The 15772-nt window shown below is 62.4% G+C and carries 17 protein-coding genes; 8 read left to right on the forward strand and 9 right to left on the reverse strand.

The features are described from left to right. Positions 1 to 16 precede the first annotated feature (16 nt). Positions 17 to 1225, reverse strand: a complete 1209-nt coding sequence (locus tag ASD12_RS16035; RefSeq protein ID WP_056587786.1) for a UbiH/UbiF family hydroxylase — start codon at positions 1223 to 1225, stop codon at positions 17 to 19. A gap of 70 nt (positions 1226 to 1295) precedes the next feature. On the opposite strand from ASD12_RS16035, the gene ASD12_RS16040 reads away from it, so the two are divergent. The 8 genes from ASD12_RS16040 to ASD12_RS16075 all read left to right on the forward strand — a co-directional run bounded on the left by ASD12_RS16040 (position 1296) and on the right by ASD12_RS16075 (position 9705). Beyond that, entirely contained in the window at positions 1296 to 2234 is a 939-nt protein-coding gene (locus ASD12_RS16040; protein ID WP_082525462.1) for a DUF2182 domain-containing protein, read from the forward strand. 14 nt (positions 2235 to 2248) lie between these two features. Then, complete coding sequence (locus tag ASD12_RS16045) at positions 2249 to 2863, forward strand: DUF1326 domain-containing protein (protein ID WP_056587789.1); 615 nt, start codon at positions 2249 to 2251, stop codon at positions 2861 to 2863. Further along, entirely contained in the window at positions 2860 to 3678 is an 819-nt protein-coding gene (gene pcsA, locus ASD12_RS16050; protein ID WP_056587856.1) for a phosphatidylcholine synthase, read from the forward strand. Before ASD12_RS16045 ends, pcsA begins: the two co-directional genes overlap by 4 nt. Before the next feature lie 28 nt (positions 3679 to 3706). Continuing rightward, complete coding sequence (locus ASD12_RS16055; RefSeq protein ID WP_056587792.1) at positions 3707 to 4684, forward strand: quinone oxidoreductase; 978 nt, start codon at positions 3707 to 3709, stop codon at positions 4682 to 4684. Between the two features lie 279 nt (positions 4685 to 4963). Then, on the forward strand, positions 4964 to 6541 hold the full coding sequence (locus tag ASD12_RS16060; RefSeq protein ID WP_056587794.1) for an ABC transporter ATP-binding protein: 1578 nt from the start codon (positions 4964 to 4966) through the stop codon (positions 6539 to 6541). Further along, positions 6538 to 7668: an ABC transporter permease gene (locus ASD12_RS16065; protein WP_056587798.1), complete on the forward strand. Its 1131-nt coding sequence runs from the start codon at positions 6538 to 6540 to the stop codon at positions 7666 to 7668. Before ASD12_RS16060 ends, ASD12_RS16065 begins: the two co-directional genes overlap by 4 nt. Continuing rightward, the gene (locus ASD12_RS16070) at positions 7668 to 8588 is read left to right on the forward strand and encodes an ABC transporter permease (protein ID WP_056587801.1); all 921 of its coding nucleotides are present in this window, start codon (positions 7668 to 7670) and stop codon (positions 8586 to 8588) included. The genes ASD12_RS16065 and ASD12_RS16070 overlap by 1 nt, the downstream gene beginning before the upstream one ends. Before the next feature lie 49 nt (positions 8589 to 8637). Continuing rightward, positions 8638 to 9705 (forward strand): BMP family ABC transporter substrate-binding protein, encoded by a 1068-nt coding sequence (locus tag ASD12_RS16075; protein ID WP_056587804.1) that lies wholly within the window; start codon positions 8638 to 8640, stop codon positions 9703 to 9705. On the opposite strand, the gene ASD12_RS35350 is transcribed toward ASD12_RS16075, so the two are convergent. The 8 genes from ASD12_RS35350 to ASD12_RS16110 all read right to left on the reverse strand — a co-directional run. Then, positions 9674 to 9883: a hypothetical protein gene (locus ASD12_RS35350; RefSeq protein WP_244482862.1), complete on the reverse strand. Its 210-nt coding sequence runs from the start codon at positions 9881 to 9883 to the stop codon at positions 9674 to 9676. The genes ASD12_RS16075 and ASD12_RS35350 overlap by 32 nt on opposite strands. Next, positions 9883 to 10983, reverse strand: a complete 1101-nt coding sequence (locus ASD12_RS16080; protein ID WP_056587806.1) for an acyltransferase — start codon at positions 10981 to 10983, stop codon at positions 9883 to 9885. The genes ASD12_RS35350 and ASD12_RS16080 overlap by 1 nt, the downstream gene beginning before the upstream one ends. 101 nt (positions 10984 to 11084) lie before the next feature. Then, positions 11085 to 12398, reverse strand: a complete 1314-nt coding sequence (gene rimO / locus ASD12_RS16085; protein WP_056587809.1) for a 30S ribosomal protein S12 methylthiotransferase RimO — start codon at positions 12396 to 12398, stop codon at positions 11085 to 11087. Positions 12399 to 12545: 147 nt separating this feature from the next. Further along, on the reverse strand, positions 12546 to 13205 hold the full coding sequence (locus tag ASD12_RS16090) for a TerC family protein (protein ID WP_056587812.1): 660 nt from the start codon (positions 13203 to 13205) through the stop codon (positions 12546 to 12548). 186 nt (positions 13206 to 13391) lie between these two features. After that, positions 13392 to 13799 carry a DUF930 domain-containing protein gene (locus ASD12_RS16095; protein WP_056587816.1) on the reverse strand — a complete coding sequence of 136 codons (408 nt, stop codon included), beginning with the start codon at positions 13797 to 13799 and terminating at the stop codon, positions 13392 to 13394. Between the two features lie 56 nt (positions 13800 to 13855). Further along, complete coding sequence (locus tag ASD12_RS16100; protein WP_056587819.1) at positions 13856 to 14554, reverse strand: DUF2161 family putative PD-(D/E)XK-type phosphodiesterase; 699 nt, start codon at positions 14552 to 14554, stop codon at positions 13856 to 13858. Positions 14555 to 14880: 326 nt separating this feature from the next. Continuing rightward, positions 14881 to 15477: a cytochrome b/b6 domain-containing protein gene (locus ASD12_RS16105; RefSeq protein WP_348271720.1), complete on the reverse strand. Its 597-nt coding sequence runs from the start codon at positions 15475 to 15477 to the stop codon at positions 14881 to 14883. After that, positions 15455 to 15772 (reverse strand): PepSY domain-containing protein (locus ASD12_RS16110; protein ID WP_210173859.1); only part of this gene is annotated, 318 nt, incomplete at its 5' end. The genes ASD12_RS16110 and ASD12_RS16105, both read right to left, overlap by 23 nt.

The raw sequence follows: 15772 nt of genomic DNA on the forward strand, positions 1-15772 counted from the left end.
GTTCGGAAGTTCGCTGTCAGCGTGCGGGCCTTCGCAGGCCGCCGGCCAGCGCCGCGAAGCCGCTTCCGGGACGAAGCCCCTCACGCATGAAAAATGCGCGAAGCGGCGCGAAGCCACCGAGCACGCCGAGCCCGGCAACGCGAGCCATCTGCGCCGGCAGCATGTCTGAAAGCAGCGACATGTTGAGCAGGTTGACCGCGCTGCTGCGCGCCAGAATGTCAGGCCGACGCTTGAAATCGTAGGCCGCCAAGGCCTTGGCAGCGCCCGGATCGCTACGATTTTCGCTAGCGATTCCAATCAGATCGTCGACATCCCTGATACCGAGATTGAGACCTTGCGCGCCGATCGGCGGAAATACATGGGCGGCTTCCCCGACCAGCGCTATCCGGTCTCGCGCAAAACGCAGCGGCGTCACCGCCGAAAGCGGATAGATTTGCCGGCCCGGCTCCACCGTCACCCGGCCCAGCATCGACTGCATCTGCTGTTCGATCCGCATCGAAAGCGTCGCATCGTCCAGTGCGGCGAGTTCCGTCGCGGTCTCGGGCTTCACCACCCAGACCAGGCTCGAGCGATTGCCAGGCAGCGGAACCTGCGTGAACGGACCGGTCTCGGTGTGGAATTCCGTCGAGGTGAAGGCATGGTCGACGCTGTGGCCGAAATTGAGGACAAGAGCCGCCTGTGGGTAGGCGCGAGCCGAGGTCGAGATGCCGGCCGCCTGGCGCGCCGGCGACAAGCGTCCATCGGCCGCGACCGCCAATGATGCCTCCACCGCGCTACCGTCGGTGAGCACGGCACGCACGCGCCCGGCATCGAGATGCCAGCTTTCCACCATCGATCGTCGCCATTCGATGCCGGCATGCGCAGCGACAATGCTGACCAGTGCCGGATTGAGGACGCTGTTGGGCAGGTTCAGCCCGAACTGGTCCTCATCGATCTCGCTGGCGCGAAAGGTGACGACCGAGCTCCGGATCAGACGGCTGGTCGCGTCGACGATGCGCATGATCTTCAGCGGCGCCGCTTTGGACTTGATGTCTTCGAGCACGCCCAGCCGATCGAGCACTTTCAGGGCGGGGTTCATCAGGGCCGTCGTGCGGCCATCGGGAACTGTGGCCTCCGGCCCGACCAGCGTCACCGGGAAACCGGCAGTGGCAAAACCGGCCGCAGCGATTAGTCCTGCCGGCCCCGTGCCAGCAACCAGTATCAGCGCAGTTTGCTCATGCTCCAAGATCTGCTTCCGGCTTGCAGTGCGAGGCGGTCCACCCGACCTGCCGTTCGATGAGCATATAGGTCAGATCATGCCGCTTGATCAACGCGGCGATTCGGCTCATTCGGATGACATGACCGGCCAGCAGGACGACTTCAGCCATCTCGACCGCACCGGCCGTGCCATGGCCAATATCGCGCGCAATCCTCGCGTCACGGTGAATGTCGTCATCGGCGCCTGTATCCTGCTTGCCTGGCTGTTCCTTGCCGCGATGGCAATCCGCGGCGCCGAAGGGCGGATTGCAGGCGTCAGCGCCCCCGGCGACACGATTCTGCGCAACCTGCCGCAACTGCCGCTGCCCGATTTCCTGGAACGGTTCTTTGTGCTCTGCCTCTCGCCGGCGCCGCTGGACGCAAGCCCCGGCCTGCAGGCCGGTGCGCTCGTTTTGATGTGGTTCCTGATGGCGCTCGCGACGATGCTGCCATCAGCCGCGCCGATGATCCGCACCTATTGCGAAATCGCCGATACGGCACGCATCAAGGGCGCGCCGGTCGCTCACCCGCTGGTGCTGGTCGCCGGCTACCTCGGCGTCTGGCTCGCCGCTTCGGTGATGTTCGCGGCGCTGACCCTGGCCGCCCATACATTCGCCTCATCAGGCGAGATGCTCGACCCGGTCGTCGGCACTGCCGGTGCGCTCGCTCTGCTGATTGCCGGCCTCTACCAGTTCAGTGGCCTGAAGGAAGCCTGCCTGAAGAAGTGCAGGAACCCGTTCTCGATCCTGTTCGCGAACTGGAGCGCCAGGCCCGCCAACATCTTTCGGCTTGGGATCGGGCAGGGCCTGTGGTGCCTCGGCTGCTGCTGGGCATTGATGCTGGTGATGTTTGCCGTCGGCGTCATGAACGTCTTCTGGATGGCGTTAATCGGGCTGTTCACCCTGATCGAAAAACAAACCGCCAGCAGGGTTCCAACCCGACTGGCCGGTGCGATACTGCTTGTCTGGGCAGCCGCGCTGCTAGTAGTCTCGCTGTGAGTGGGGGGAAATCGATGGCAGATCATGGCTGGGCAATGAAGGGAGAGCTCGTACTCTCCTGCAATTGCACGGTTTTTTGCCCTTGCGTGCTGTCGCTCGGCAACCATCCGCCAACCGAAGGCTATTGCCAGACCTGGGCGGGGTTTCGCATCGATGCCGGCCATTTCGGCGAGGTCGACCTGTCCGGTCTCAATCTCGGGCTGGTCATGGAAATCCCCGGTTACATGAGCCGCGGCAACTGGACCGCCGGCCTGTTCATCGACAAGCGAGCCTCGGTCTACGCGGTCAAGGCGCTGACGAAGATCTTCACCGGCAAGGCAGGCGGAACCACATCGTTGCTCTCCATCCTCGTCGGCAAATTCCTCGGCGTCGAGCAGGTACCGATCACCTACGAGACGCGTGACAAGACGCGCATCTTCCAGATACCGAAGATCATCGACGGGGCGGTGACGCCCATCCCCGGCAAGGATCGCGACAAGGATACGGTGATCAGCAATTCTGAATACTGGATCGCGCCGGAGATCATCGTCGCCAGGTCCGACAAGAGCAAGATGCGGGCTTTCGGCCGCAACTGGAATTTCGCTGGCCGTTCGGCCGAAATCTGCAAGCTGGATTGGCGGGGCCCGTGAGCAAGAATACAACGGCCCGAAAAGCCGCCAAAAAGATCACGGACCGGATCCCCAGGCCGAAGAAGAAGGTCACCTGGCCGCAGGCGCGTGCGTTTTCGGTCCATCTCTTGACCGCCTCGGGCTCATTCCTGGCCTTCCTATCGCTGGTGGCGGCGAGCGAAGAGCGCTGGACGGCGATGTTCTGGTGGCTCGGGCTGGCGTTGTTCGTCGACGGCATTGACGGGCCGATCGCCAGAAAGCTCGAGGTCAAGGAAATCCTGCCGACGTGGTCGGGCGAAATGCTCGACAACATCATCGACTACGTGACCTACGTGCTGATCCCGGCCTTCGCGCTCTATCAGCGCGGCTTCATGGGCGAGGGCCTGTCATTCCTGTCGGCGGCGATCATCGTAGTCTCCAGCGCCATCTACTATGCCGACACCGGCATGAAGACGAAGGAGAATTTCTTCAAGGGATTCCCCGTGGTCTGGAACATGGTGGTGTTCACGCTGTTCGTTATCGAACCCGGACAATGGGTTTCGTTCGCGGTGGTGGTGGTGGCCGGCATTCTGACCTTCGTGCCGATCAACTTCATCCATCCGGTACGGGTGGTGCGGCTGCGGCGCATCAATCTTGCGATGACCCTTTTGTGGTGCGCTTTTGGCGCGCTTGCGTTGGCGCAAGCGGCACTCGCCGCCTTCTACGATCAGATCGGCGTGCTGGGCGAACAGGTCAGCACATTCACCAAGATCGGCATCACCATCACCGGGCTTTACCTTGCCTGCATTGGTGGCATCATGCAGTTCTTTCCAAATCTCGGTGCCAGAAAGGCCTGATCAGCCACTCCCATAGGAAGCCCAGCCCATGTCCAAAGCGATCCGTATCCACGCCCATGGCGGCCCGGAAGTCCTGACCTATGAGGACAGTGATCCCGGCCAGCCAGGATCGGGACAGATCCTGATCCGGCACACGGCGATCGGCCTCAATTTCATCGATGTCTATCATCGCTCGGGCCTTTATCCGCCGCCCGGCGGGTTCCCGCTTGTCGCTGGCAGCGAAGCCGCGGGCGTGGTGCTGGAGGTTGGCCAGGGCGTCGACTGGCTGAAGCCGGGCGATCGCGTCGCCTATGCCGTGACGACAGGGGCTTACGCGCAAGAGCGCGTCATCGACGCGAGCCGCGTCGTCAAGGTTCCGGATGGCATCAGCGACGAACAGGCCGCCGCGATGATGTTGAAAGGCATGACCGCCGAGTACCTGTTGCGCCGGACGTTCAAGGTGAAGGCAGGCGACACGATCTTGTTTCATGCCGCGGCAGGCGGCGTCGGGCTGATCCTCGGCCAATGGGCAAAACATCTTGGCGCCACCGTCATCGGCACAGCCAGCTCGGCCGACAAGATCGAGCTCGCCAAGGCGCATGGTTTCGACCATGTCATCAACTACAAGGAACAGGATTTCGTCGCCGGCGTCGCCGCCATCACCGGCGGCAGGAAATGCGATGTCGTCTACGATTCGGTCGGCAACGACACGTTTCCGGCTTCGCTCGACTGCCTGAGGCCGCTTGGGATGTTCGTCAGCTTCGGCCAGTCCTCTGGACCGATTCCGCCGTTCAGCATGTCGTTGCTGGCACAGAAGGGCTCGTTGTTCGCCACACGGCCGACGCTGTTCGTCTACAACGCAAAACGCGAGGACCTCGAAGCCTCCGCCGCTGCCTTGTTCGAAGTCGTGCTCAGTGGCGCCGTCAAGATCAAGATCAACCAGCGCTATGCACTTAAGGACGCGGGCAAGGCGCATTCCGACCTCGAGGGCCGCAGGACGACAGGAACGACCATTCTTATCCCTTAGAGACTGGCTGGAAACTCTGCTTTGGCGGCCGTCTGACGGCGTTTTCTGCGCTTCCGGTACTCACGGACCCAAATCTCCGCTGCGCTCCGGTTCTCGAAAACACCACCATATGACTCGCCAGAGCGAATTTCAAAACAGTCTCTTGGTCCGTTCTGCCTTGCTATCCCTTGAATTTCCGCTGAAATTCTTGAAGCTCTTTCAAGACGCGTGCCGCTTTCCGATGAGAGCCGGCCGCGCCTACCATGCTTGCGGGAACACAGAACATATCTGGCTAACCAGATGGGAGGCACTGTGAGTGCAAATCAGGACGGCACGAACCTGCTCGAGGTCCGTGGCCTCACCAAGATATTCGGGACGCTGACGGCGTGCGATCATATCGATCTCGACATCGCCAGAGGTGAAATCCACGCCTTGCTCGGCGAAAACGGCGCCGGCAAGTCGACGCTGGTCAAAATGCTGTTCGGCTCGCTGGAGCCCAATTCCGGCGAGATCTTCTGGAGCGGCCAGGCCGTCAGGATTTCCAGCCCCGGCGTCGCCAAAAAACTCGGCATCGGCATGGTGTTCCAGCATTTTTCGCTGTTCGAAGCGCTGACCGCGGCCGAAAACATCGCGCTGTCGCTGGACGATGGCTCCCCGATCAGCAGCATCGCGGCGAAGGCGAGGGCGCTTTCCTTCAGCTATGGCCTGCCGCTCGATCCTGAATCGCTGGTCGGCGACCTGTCGGTGGGCGAGCGCCAGCGCATCGAGATCATCCGCTGCCTGCTGCAGACGCCACAGCTCATCATCCTCGACGAGCCGACCTCGGTGCTGACGCCGCAGGAAGCCGACAAGCTGTTCGAGACGCTGGAGCGTCTGCGTTCGGAAGGCAAATCCATCCTCTACATTTCGCACCGGCTCGAAGAGGTCAAACGCATCTGCGACCGCGCCACCGTGCTGCGTCACGGCAAGGTTGTCGGCCACTGCAACCCGCGTGAGGAAACAGCCTCTTCGCTGGCCCGCATGATGGTGGGCAATGAGGTGCAGGCCGTGGTGCGCGCACCTGTCGAGGGCATCGCCACGGCGCAGCCGCTGCTCGAAATCCGAAATCTCAGCCGCAAGCCGGCAACGCCGTTCTCGATCCCGCTCAAGGGCATCAACCTGAATGTCCGGGCCGGCGAAGTGATCGGCATCGCGGGCGTCGCCGGCAACGGCCAGGGCGAGTTCTTTGAATCCGTCTCCGGCGAGGTGTTGCAACAGGATGCCGCCTCGGTGCGCATTCGCGGCAAGGACGCAGGTGGCCTCACCATCACCGGACGGCGCCTGCTGGGTGCCGCCTTCGTGCCGGAAGAGCGCCTCGGCCACGGTGCCGCGCCACGCATGAAGCTTTCAGAGAACCTGCTGCTGTCGCGCCATGCAACCGACGGCAAGGCGTTTGTCGGCACTGGGGGAATGGTCAAGAGCGCAGCCATCTACGCCGCCTCCCAACGCATCATCGAGGCGATGGATGTGCGCAAGAGCGCCCCGGATCCGGAGGCTGCCGCACTTTCGGGCGGCAATCTGCAGAAATTCATCGTCGGCCGCGAACTCGATCGCCAGCCTGATGTCATGGTGGTCAACCAACCGACCTGGGGTGTCGACGCGGGCGCTGCCGCCCACATTCGCCAAGCCTTGATCGAGCTGTCGCGCAGCGGTTCGGCGGTTTTGGTGATCAGCCAGGATCTCGACGAACTGTTCGAGATATCGGATGCGATCGCCGTCATGCACAATGGCGAGTTGTCGAAGCCGCTGCCGATCGCCGAGGCGACCTTCGAGAAGGTCGGCTTGCTGATGGGCGGCGCCGAGCCAGGCCACGCCGAACACACGCTGGAGACGGCATGATGCGCCTCGAACTCGTCAAACGCCCGCAGCGCTCGGCGCTGTTTTCGGCCCTGTCGCCATTCATCGCCTTCGCGCTGACGATCATCGCCGGTGCGGTTCTGTTCGCGCTGCTCGGCGTCAATCCGCTGACCGCGTTCCGCATCTACTTCATCGAGCCGATCAGCCAGGTCTGGCAGTTGCATGAACTGGCGATCAAGGCAGCGCCGCTCATCCTGATCGCCGTCGGCCTGTCAGTCTGCTACAAGGCCAACATCTGGAACATCGGCGCTGAAGGCCAGTTCATCCTGGGCGGCATTGTCGGTTCGATCATCCCGGTGCTGTTTCCGCAATTCGAAGGTCCGCTGGTGCTGCCGCTGATGCTATTGCTCGGCATGGTCGGCGGTGCGGCCTATGCGGCAATCCCGGCTCTGCTCAAGACGCGCTTCGGCACCAACGAGATCCTGACCAGCCTGATGCTGGTCTATGTCGCGCAACTCTTCCTCGACTGGCTGGTGCGCGGACCCTGGCGTGATCCGCAGGGCCATGGTTTCCCGCAGACCATTCAGTTCAACGACTCGGCCGTGTTACCGGAACTGATGCCGGATGCCGGGCGGGCAAACTGGGGTTTTGTTTTCGCACTGGTCGCCGCGGTGCTGGTCTGGATCCTGATGAGCCGCATGCTGAAGGGTTTCGAGGTGCGCGTGCTGGGCTCGAGCCCGCGGGCAGGGCGCTTCGCCGGCTTCGGGCTCAACCGGATGGTTTTCTTCGCCTTCCTGCTGTCGGGTGCGCTCGCGGGACTTGCCGGCATCTCGGAAGTCTCGGGCGCCATCGGCCAGTTGCAGCCTGTCATTTCGCCCGGTTATGGCTTCACCGCCATCATCGTTGCGTTCCTTGGCCGCCTCAACCCGCTCGGCATCGTTGCCGCCGGTCTGGTGCTGGCGCTGACCTATCTCGGCGGCGAAGCGGTGCAGAGCGCGCTCGGCATCTCCGACAAGGTGGCGCGGGTGTTCCAGGGCATGCTGCTGTTCTTCGTGCTCGGCTGCGACACGCTCATTCACTACCGCATCCGCCTGGTCGGCCTGGCGCTGACCAAGCCGGAGGCTGCCGCCAAACTCGAAGCCGCGCCAAAGCTGAAGGAAGCCCGTTGATGGACATCACCGTAAACATCCTTCTGACCATCGCCACGGCGGCAACGCCGCTGCTGATCGCGGCAATCGGTGAACTGGTGGTCGAGCGCTCCGGCGTGCTCAATCTCGGCGTCGAAGGCATGATGATCATGGGCGCAGTCGGCGGCTTCGGCGCCAGCTACCTCACGGGATCACCCTGGATCGGCCTTCTGGCGGCAATCGCCATGGGCGCGGTGTTCTCGCTGCTGTTTGCCGTCATGACGCTGTCGCTGGCCACCAACCAGGTGGCGACCGGCCTGTCGCTGACGCTGCTCGGCCTCGGCCTGTCCGGCATGATGGGCACCAGCTTCGTCGGCCAGCCCGGCGAACGGCTGCCCAACCTCGACATTCCCGGCCTGACCTCAATCCCTGTCATCGGCAGGTTGCTGTTCGGCCAGGATCCGATTTTCTACATCTCGATCGCACTGACCGCCGCCGTCATGTGGTTCCTGTTCAAGACCCGGACCGGACTGACGCTGCGCTCGATCGGCGACAGCCATACATCGGCGCATGCGCTGGGCATCAAGGTCATCCGCTACCGCTATCTCGCGGTGATCTTCGGCGGCGCCTGTGCCGGCCTTGCCGGCGGTCACCTGTCGCTGGTCTACACGCCGCAATGGGTGGAGAACATGAGTGCCGGCCGCGGCTGGATCGCGCTGGCGCTGGTGGTGTTCGCCTCGTGGCGGCCATGGCGGGTGCTGGCCGGCGCCTACATCTTCGGCGCGGTGTGGATCGGCCAGCTTCATGCACAGGCTTTTGGCATTCCAGTGCCTTCACAGTTCCTTTCTTCGCTGCCCTATCTGGCAACCGTCGTGGTTCTCGTTCTAATCTCGCGCAACAAGCGTCTGACGATGATGAACACGCCGGCTTCCTTGGGGCAGCCATTCGTTCCGGATCGTTGACAACAAAAAAAACGGGAAGCTCCAAGGCTAAACTCAGAGAGGTAACACAATGAAAAAACTGCTTATTGCCCTGATGACCACGACCGCCGCCCTATCGCTGGCGGCAACCGCCGAGGCCGCGGACAAGCTGAAGGCCTGCTGGGTCTATACCGGCCCGATCGGCGACTTCGGCTATTCCTACCAGCACGACCAGGGACGTCTCGAGGTGGAGAAGGCGCTCGGCGACAAGGTCGAGACAGCCTATCTCGAAAACGTCTCCGAAGGCCCCGACGCCGACCGCGCTTTCGAGCGCCTGGCGCGCGAAGGCTGCAAGATCATCTTCGGCACCTCCTTCGGCTTCATGGACCCGGAAGTGAAGGTCGCCAAGAAGTTCCCGAAGGTGATGTTCGAGCACGCAACCGGCTACAAGACCGGCGACAATCTCGGCATCTACAATGCGCGTTTCTATGAAGGCCGCTATGTGCTCGGCCAGATCGCCGCGAAGGAATCGAAGGCCGGCGTTGCCGGCTACATCGTTTCCTTCCCGATCCCCGAAGTGGTGATGGGCATCAATTCCTTCATGCTCGGCGCACAGTCGATCAACCCGAACTTCAAGGCCAAGATCGTCTGGGTGAACTCGTGGTTCGACCCAGGCAAGGAAGCCGACGCAGCCAAAGCGCTGTTCGACCAGGGCGCCGACATCATCGTCCAGCACACCGATTCGACCGCTGCCCTGCAGGTAGCCGAGGAGCGCAAGCTGCACGGCTTCGGCCAGTCCTCCGACATGATCAAGTTCGCGCCGAACGCGCAGCTGACCTCGCTCACCGACGAATGGGGTCCCTATTACATCAGCCGGGTCCAGGCAGCCCTCGACGGCACGTGGAAGCCGGACAATGTCTGGCTCGGCATCAAGGACGGCGCGGTCAAGCTCGCCCCCTTCACCAACATGCCCGACGATGTGAAGGCGCTTGCCGAGGCCACTGAGAAGAAGATCGCCGGCGGCTGGAACCCCTTCACCGGACCGATCGCCAAGCAGGACGGCACGCCGTGGCTGAAGGACGGCGAAGTTGCCGACGACGGCACGCTGCTCGGCATGAATTTTTACGTCAAGGGCGTCGACGACAAGCTGCCGCAGTAAGCAGCGCAAGAGATCGAAATAAGGAGGGCGCCGCGAGGCGCCCTTCAGACTGCTGACAAACCTCCGGCCAGGTCAAAACGCCGTCAGATTCACGGAACGTCACAGATCCAGACCATGAACAAATCGGAATCAAAACCCCTCGATTTTGACCGCTGCCAAAAACCGAGGGGTTTGTAATCAATCTTGCGCTCCGGGAGAGACGCGACGAAATCGCGCCCGTCCAGCATCGACCGCGCGGCCGAGCCAAATCCTGAGCAGCCGCTGCGCGGGTCGTTCGCAGCTGCGCCAGATCGCCCACGAAACGAAGAGCATGAGCGCGACGCAGCCAAAGGCAGCAAACCATTTGCCGACCAAGGGTGCTGTCGCGTTGATGGCGAGATAGCCGATGTTCTGATGCAGCAGGTAGAGCGGATAGGTCAGCCCACCCAACGCCAGAGTGAGCACCGATGGCCTGACACGGTCGCGCAGCAGAACCGCACCGATCAGCGCGCCATGCATGACGACATTGGCCACGACCAGATTGGCCGACGAAACGGCAACGCCGTAGTGGCCCTGCATCCAGTGCTGCGTCACCGATAGCGTACTGCACGAGATCAAGAACGCGGCGACGAGCAGCAGCAAGGCCGACAGTGAACGACCATGCGCATGGATGTGATGGACGAGCACGCCGGCGGCGAAGAACGGCCCGAACTCGGTGATGAACAGCAGCCTGGCGGCACCGCTACCGACGAAGAATTCGTTCAAGGCCGAAATCGCCAGCCAGATGAAGATCAATTCCAGCTTGCGTTTCTGGAAGAGCCCGGTGAACAGGGCCAGCGTCACCCAACCGTAGAAAACCAGTTCCAGAACGATCGACCAGTAGACGCCGTCCATGAAGGGTTGGCCGAAGGCTGGTGCGAACATCGACAGATTGGCGGCATACTGGACGAAAGAGATCGGAAGCAGCGGTGAGCCGGCAAGGGCGACAACCGCGAAGGTGATCGTCATGCAGAGCAGGAATCCCGGATAGAGGCGAACGAACCGCGCGATCGCAAACTGGTCCCAACTGCGATTTTCCGCCGACCAGGCAATGACGAAACCGCTGATCAGGAAGAACAAATTGACGCCGAGATAGCCGTAGAGGGCACCCGGTGCGGCAAGCGGATAGCCCTCGGCGAGAAAGCCTTCGGCGGCCGCGCCACGGAAGAAATAGTGAAAGAACACAACGGCAAGTGCAGCCGCGAGCCTGAGCAGGTCCAGCGTCGCGATGTAATCCTGCCCGGCAGGTCTGGTGTTCATCCCGAATTCCCCGCATTTACGGTCCAGAACCCATACTTCGGGTCGCGATCGAATGGGTTAAGCGGGCGGAATTATCGCTAGATGTAGTAAATACGGCCCCTTCAGACCGCCGAACCGTAGAGGTCATAGGCATCGGCACGGTCGATCTTGACTGTGACGATCTCGCCGGCGCGTAGCGGGCGGCGAGACTGGATATGGACCGAGCCGTCGATCTCGGGCGCGTCGTATTTGGTGCGGCCCTTTGCCGATGTGCCGTGCGCCTCATCGATCAGCACCGGCAGGCGCTTGCCGACCTTCTTGGCCAGCTGTGTCGCCGAAATCTTCTGCTGGCGCTGCATGAAGCGGTGCCAGCGCGCCTCCTTGATCTCCTGCGGAACCTGTTCCAGACCGAGATCGTTGGAACGGGCGCCCCGGACCGGCTCGTATTTGAAGCAGCCGGCGCGATCGATCTTCGCCTCATCGAGCCAATCGAGCAGCATCTCGAAATCATCGTCCGTCTCGCCGGGGAAGCCGACGATGAAGGTCGAGCGGATGGCGAGATCCGGGCAGACCTCGCGCCAGCCGCGAATGCGCTCGAGCGTCTTTTCGCCATGCGCCGGCCGCCGCATGTTCTTCAACACCTGCGGCGAAGCATGCTGGAAGGGGATATCCAGATAGGGGAGGATCTTGCCTTCGGCCATCAGCGGGATGACGTCGGCGACATGCGGATAGGGGTAGACATAGTGCATGCGTACCCAGATGCCGAGCTTGCCCAGTTCCTCGGAAAGGTCGAGGAACTTCGCCCGCACTTCGCGGTCGCCGAACATCGACGTCTGGTACTTGATGTCGATGCCGTAGGCGCTGGTGTCTTGCGAGATGACCAGGAGTTCCTTGACGCCGGCATTGGCCAGTTTCTCGGCTTCGCGCAGCACATCGGCCGCGGGCCGCGAGACGAGGTCGCCACGCAGTGCGGGAATGATGCAGAAGGTGCAGCGGTTGTTGCAGCCTTCCGAAATCTTGAGATAGGCGTAGTGGCGCGGCGTCAGCTTGACGCCCTGCGGCGGCAGCAGGTCGATATAGGGGTCGTGCGAAGGCGGTGCAGCCTCGTGCACGGCGGCCATCACGCTCTCATAGGCCTGCGGTCCGGTGATCGCCAGCACATTGGGGTGCCTCTCGCGAATGACATCCGGCTCGGCGCCGAGGCAACCGGTGACGATGACGCGGCCGTTTTCCGAAAGCGCGGAGCCGATGGCGTTGAGCGACTCGTCACGGGCGGAATCGAGGAAGCCACAGGTGTTGACGACGACAAGGTCGGCGCCGTCATGCTTGCGGGCGATCTCGTAGCCTTCGGCGCGCAGGCGCGTGATGATGCGTTCCGAATCCACAAGGGCCTTCGGGCATCCAAGACTGACAAAACTCACGCGAGGAGCGGACATAGAGGGTTTCCGGGCTTTTCAGGATTGCCGGCGCAGTACCACACTTATTGCGGCATTGGTATGGGCACGCCTGCGATGCGGCAAAACGCACGGCGATTGCGCTGCGGACCTTGCTTTGCGGATCGAAGACGCGGCTGGCCGGCAGCCTCAGCTAACCGCGCCGTTTAGATGCGGCCAGACTTCCACCGCGCCACGATAGACCATGTCCAACGCGACATAGAAAATGATCAGCAGGCCGACATAGGCGATCCAGCGGTGGCGATGCAGCAGCTTGGCGATGAACGTCGCGGCGAGGCCCATCAGCGCGATCGACAGCACGAGGCCGATGACCAGCACCGGGAAATGATCGCGCGCGGCACCCGCGACCGCCAGCACGTTGTCGAGCGACATCGACACGTCGGCGACGACAATCTGCAATGCTGCCTGGCCGAGTGTCTTGCGCTTCGACTTGCCGGCCACCAAATTGTCGCTGTTCAGGTCGGTGTTCGACAGCGCCTCGGTCGCTTCCAGCTCGTCGGCATGGGACGTGCGCAGCTCGCGGTACATCTTCCAGCAGACCCACAGCAGCAAGATACCGCCGGCGAGCAGCAGGCCGACGATCGCCAGCAGCTTGACGGTTACCGCGGCAAAACCGATGCGCAGCACCGTTGCCGCCAGCACGCCGATGAGGATCGCCTTCTTGCGTTGTTCGGCCGGCAGGCCGGCAGCGGCAAGGCCGATGACGATCGCGTTGTCGCCGGCAAGCACAAGGTCAATGGCGATGACCTGGAGCAGGGCGGTCAGGCTGGCAGCGCTGAAAATGTCCATCGACCGGAAGCCCTTGCTGGTTTGCCCATTGTTCGTCGATTATCCAGACGGCCCTAACTTGGTGGTCCCTTGGCGTCAAGGGATCACTCATGGCGACCTCACCGAAGCATCGTTAGGTCAAAGCCGGATCAAAGGCTGCGTTGCACTCGCCGGCAGCCGGGCAAAACCGCGGCGGCCGATCACAAATCAATCGTAGAGATTGTACTTTGCCCAATCGGCTTCCGGAATCTCGTCGCCGATCCGGTAGCGGAGCTGCAGAACTTCCATATGGTCTGGCGCCGTCTGGCACTTGAATTTCAGCCGGTACCATTGCCCCTTGCTGCGAAACGCAGCACCCGGGCTCCTGATTGCATCCGCCCCCATCTCGGGCGTCGCAAAGGCGTAGGCGACGACGCGATCGGCTTTGAACTTGCGATCGTCATGGGTGATCCGGTCGAGCACCTCGGCGTCACAACGCTGTTCAAGACGGGTTTGGGGATCGAGTTTCATCAAGCCGGCGCGTAATGCACTGTCCATTGCGTTGGCTGGAAAACTCAGTGTCACAGACGCCAAGGCGGTCATGCAGAGCTTCTTCATGGGCGGGACAAGCAACATATTTTGTCGGAGAAATCAACCAAGGGGACCGCCTCGGACCCCGCCGGCACCATCAATCAAATGGCCGATGCGTTCAAAATTGCGTGTCGGGATTCATCGTCCGATGCCTGTGGCCAGCGGACCAGTGAGGCGCGGCCGGCATCGGTGAGATCGTAGAGGCCTCGGTCGACGCGCGCGAACCAGCCATAGACATTGTGCCGCAGGATCTTCGGCGCGATCGGCGTCAGCGCCTTCAGATCTCGCGGCCGCCTGGGGCCGTCCACCATGGCGGCAGCGCAGGCGAGGGCGCTTTGGCGATAGGCCGTCATGATCGGATTGCGCGATCCTCCTCCCGCAACGGGATCGCCGCGACGGCGCTGGTGCTCGTCGACCAGGCGCGAGCGCCGGCGCACATTCCTGCGCGGCGCCAAGGCGATCGGGCTGAGAAGCACCTCGACCCGGTCAGTCGCGGTCACGCCAAGCAGACCGAAGCCAAGCCGGCGGCAGAGATTGCGGAACCTGGCATCGCTCTCTCGTCCCTTGCCCCGGGCCGATAGGCGCGCGGCCAGCCACACCTCGTCGCAGGCCGCCGCGCGATCGACACCTTGCAGCACCAGTTCCAGATTGAACTGCAGCTTCAGCTCGCAGATGACGACGACCGGCGGCTCCCCCTCACGCAGCGCGACGATATCGCAGCCGCCGATCTCGCCCTTGACGATAAAGTCTAGGCTTTCGAGGAAGCGCTTCACCGGCGCATAGAGTGAGGTCTCGTTCATGCCCCGAAGGTTTAGCCGATTCGACGCGAAAAGCCTTCGGACCTCGTGGCTGCCCGAAACCATAGAGCAACCCGCTCGATGCCATCGAATCTGGCGGCCGCCGCAGTCCGCAACGGAATTTCAGGCTATGTCCGCCGGTTCGGCTTTGCGTTTTCGCCCCGTAATCATGGCCCTGACAAGGTTTTCGCGGTGGYGAAAGCTTGCCAGCGCAACGCCGCCAATGTGAAAGAAGACGAGCAGCAACAGGCCATGCGCCGCCAAGCTGTGCGCCGCTTCGACCCACGATACACCGANAGGCGAGAATCGCTAGGTGCGTTGACAGATCGTCAGGCGATATCGGCCGGTTCGGCTTTGCGTTTTCGCCCCGTAATCATGGCCCTGACAAGGTTTTCGCGGTGGYGAAAGCTTGCCAGCGCAACGCCGCCAATGTGAAAGAAGACGAGCAGCAACAGGCCATGCGCCGCCAAGCTGTGCGCCGCTTCGACCCACGATACACCGAAATAGGCGTCCGTCGTCATCAGCCATCCGGTCAGCGCGGTCGACGCCATCACCGCGATCAGCACGATCACCATCGCGCCGCCAGCCGGATTGTGGCCGACATAGCGGGCTTCGCTACCGCTCAGTATCGCCAAGAGATAGCGCAGCACMGTTGCCGGGTCGCGCACGAATTGCGAGAAGCGCGCATAGGGCGTGCCCAGAACGCCCCATAAGAGCCGCATCGCGACCAGCGCGGCCGCGGCGTAGCCAGCCCAATGATGGATRTCCTCCGAGGAATGCGAGGTGAGCCAGGCCGTGACGAAGCTGAGCACCAGCGCCCAGTGAAAACTTCGCACGACCCGGTCCCAGACGCGCACCATTTCTGGCGATGGGTGCGCGTCCGTGGCTATCGAAACGTTCGGATCAATTTTCGCCGGCTTCGGCATTGTCGAGCTTTTCGAGGGTCTCGGCATTGTAGGCCAGGTTCACCTTCTTGCCGGCCTTGTCGACCGCATAGACTTCGTAGCAACCCTTCTCGACCTTGATCTGGCGGACGGTGAGGCCTTCGCCAGTCAACTGCGCCTCCAGCGTTGCCTTGGGCTTGAACTGTGATTTCGGGGCGGTGCTGCAGCTGCCGCCGGCAGCGAGCGCCGGTCCTGCGATCATGCCGGCGAGAGCGGCGAGAACGAGAGTGCGATACATGATGGCTCCATTCGGAAGGTTGCGCGAGGATGTCGCGCC

Source organism: Mesorhizobium sp. Root102, assembly GCF_001425625.1.
In the GTDB taxonomy this organism is placed as follows: domain Bacteria; phylum Pseudomonadota; class Alphaproteobacteria; order Rhizobiales; family Rhizobiaceae; genus Mesorhizobium.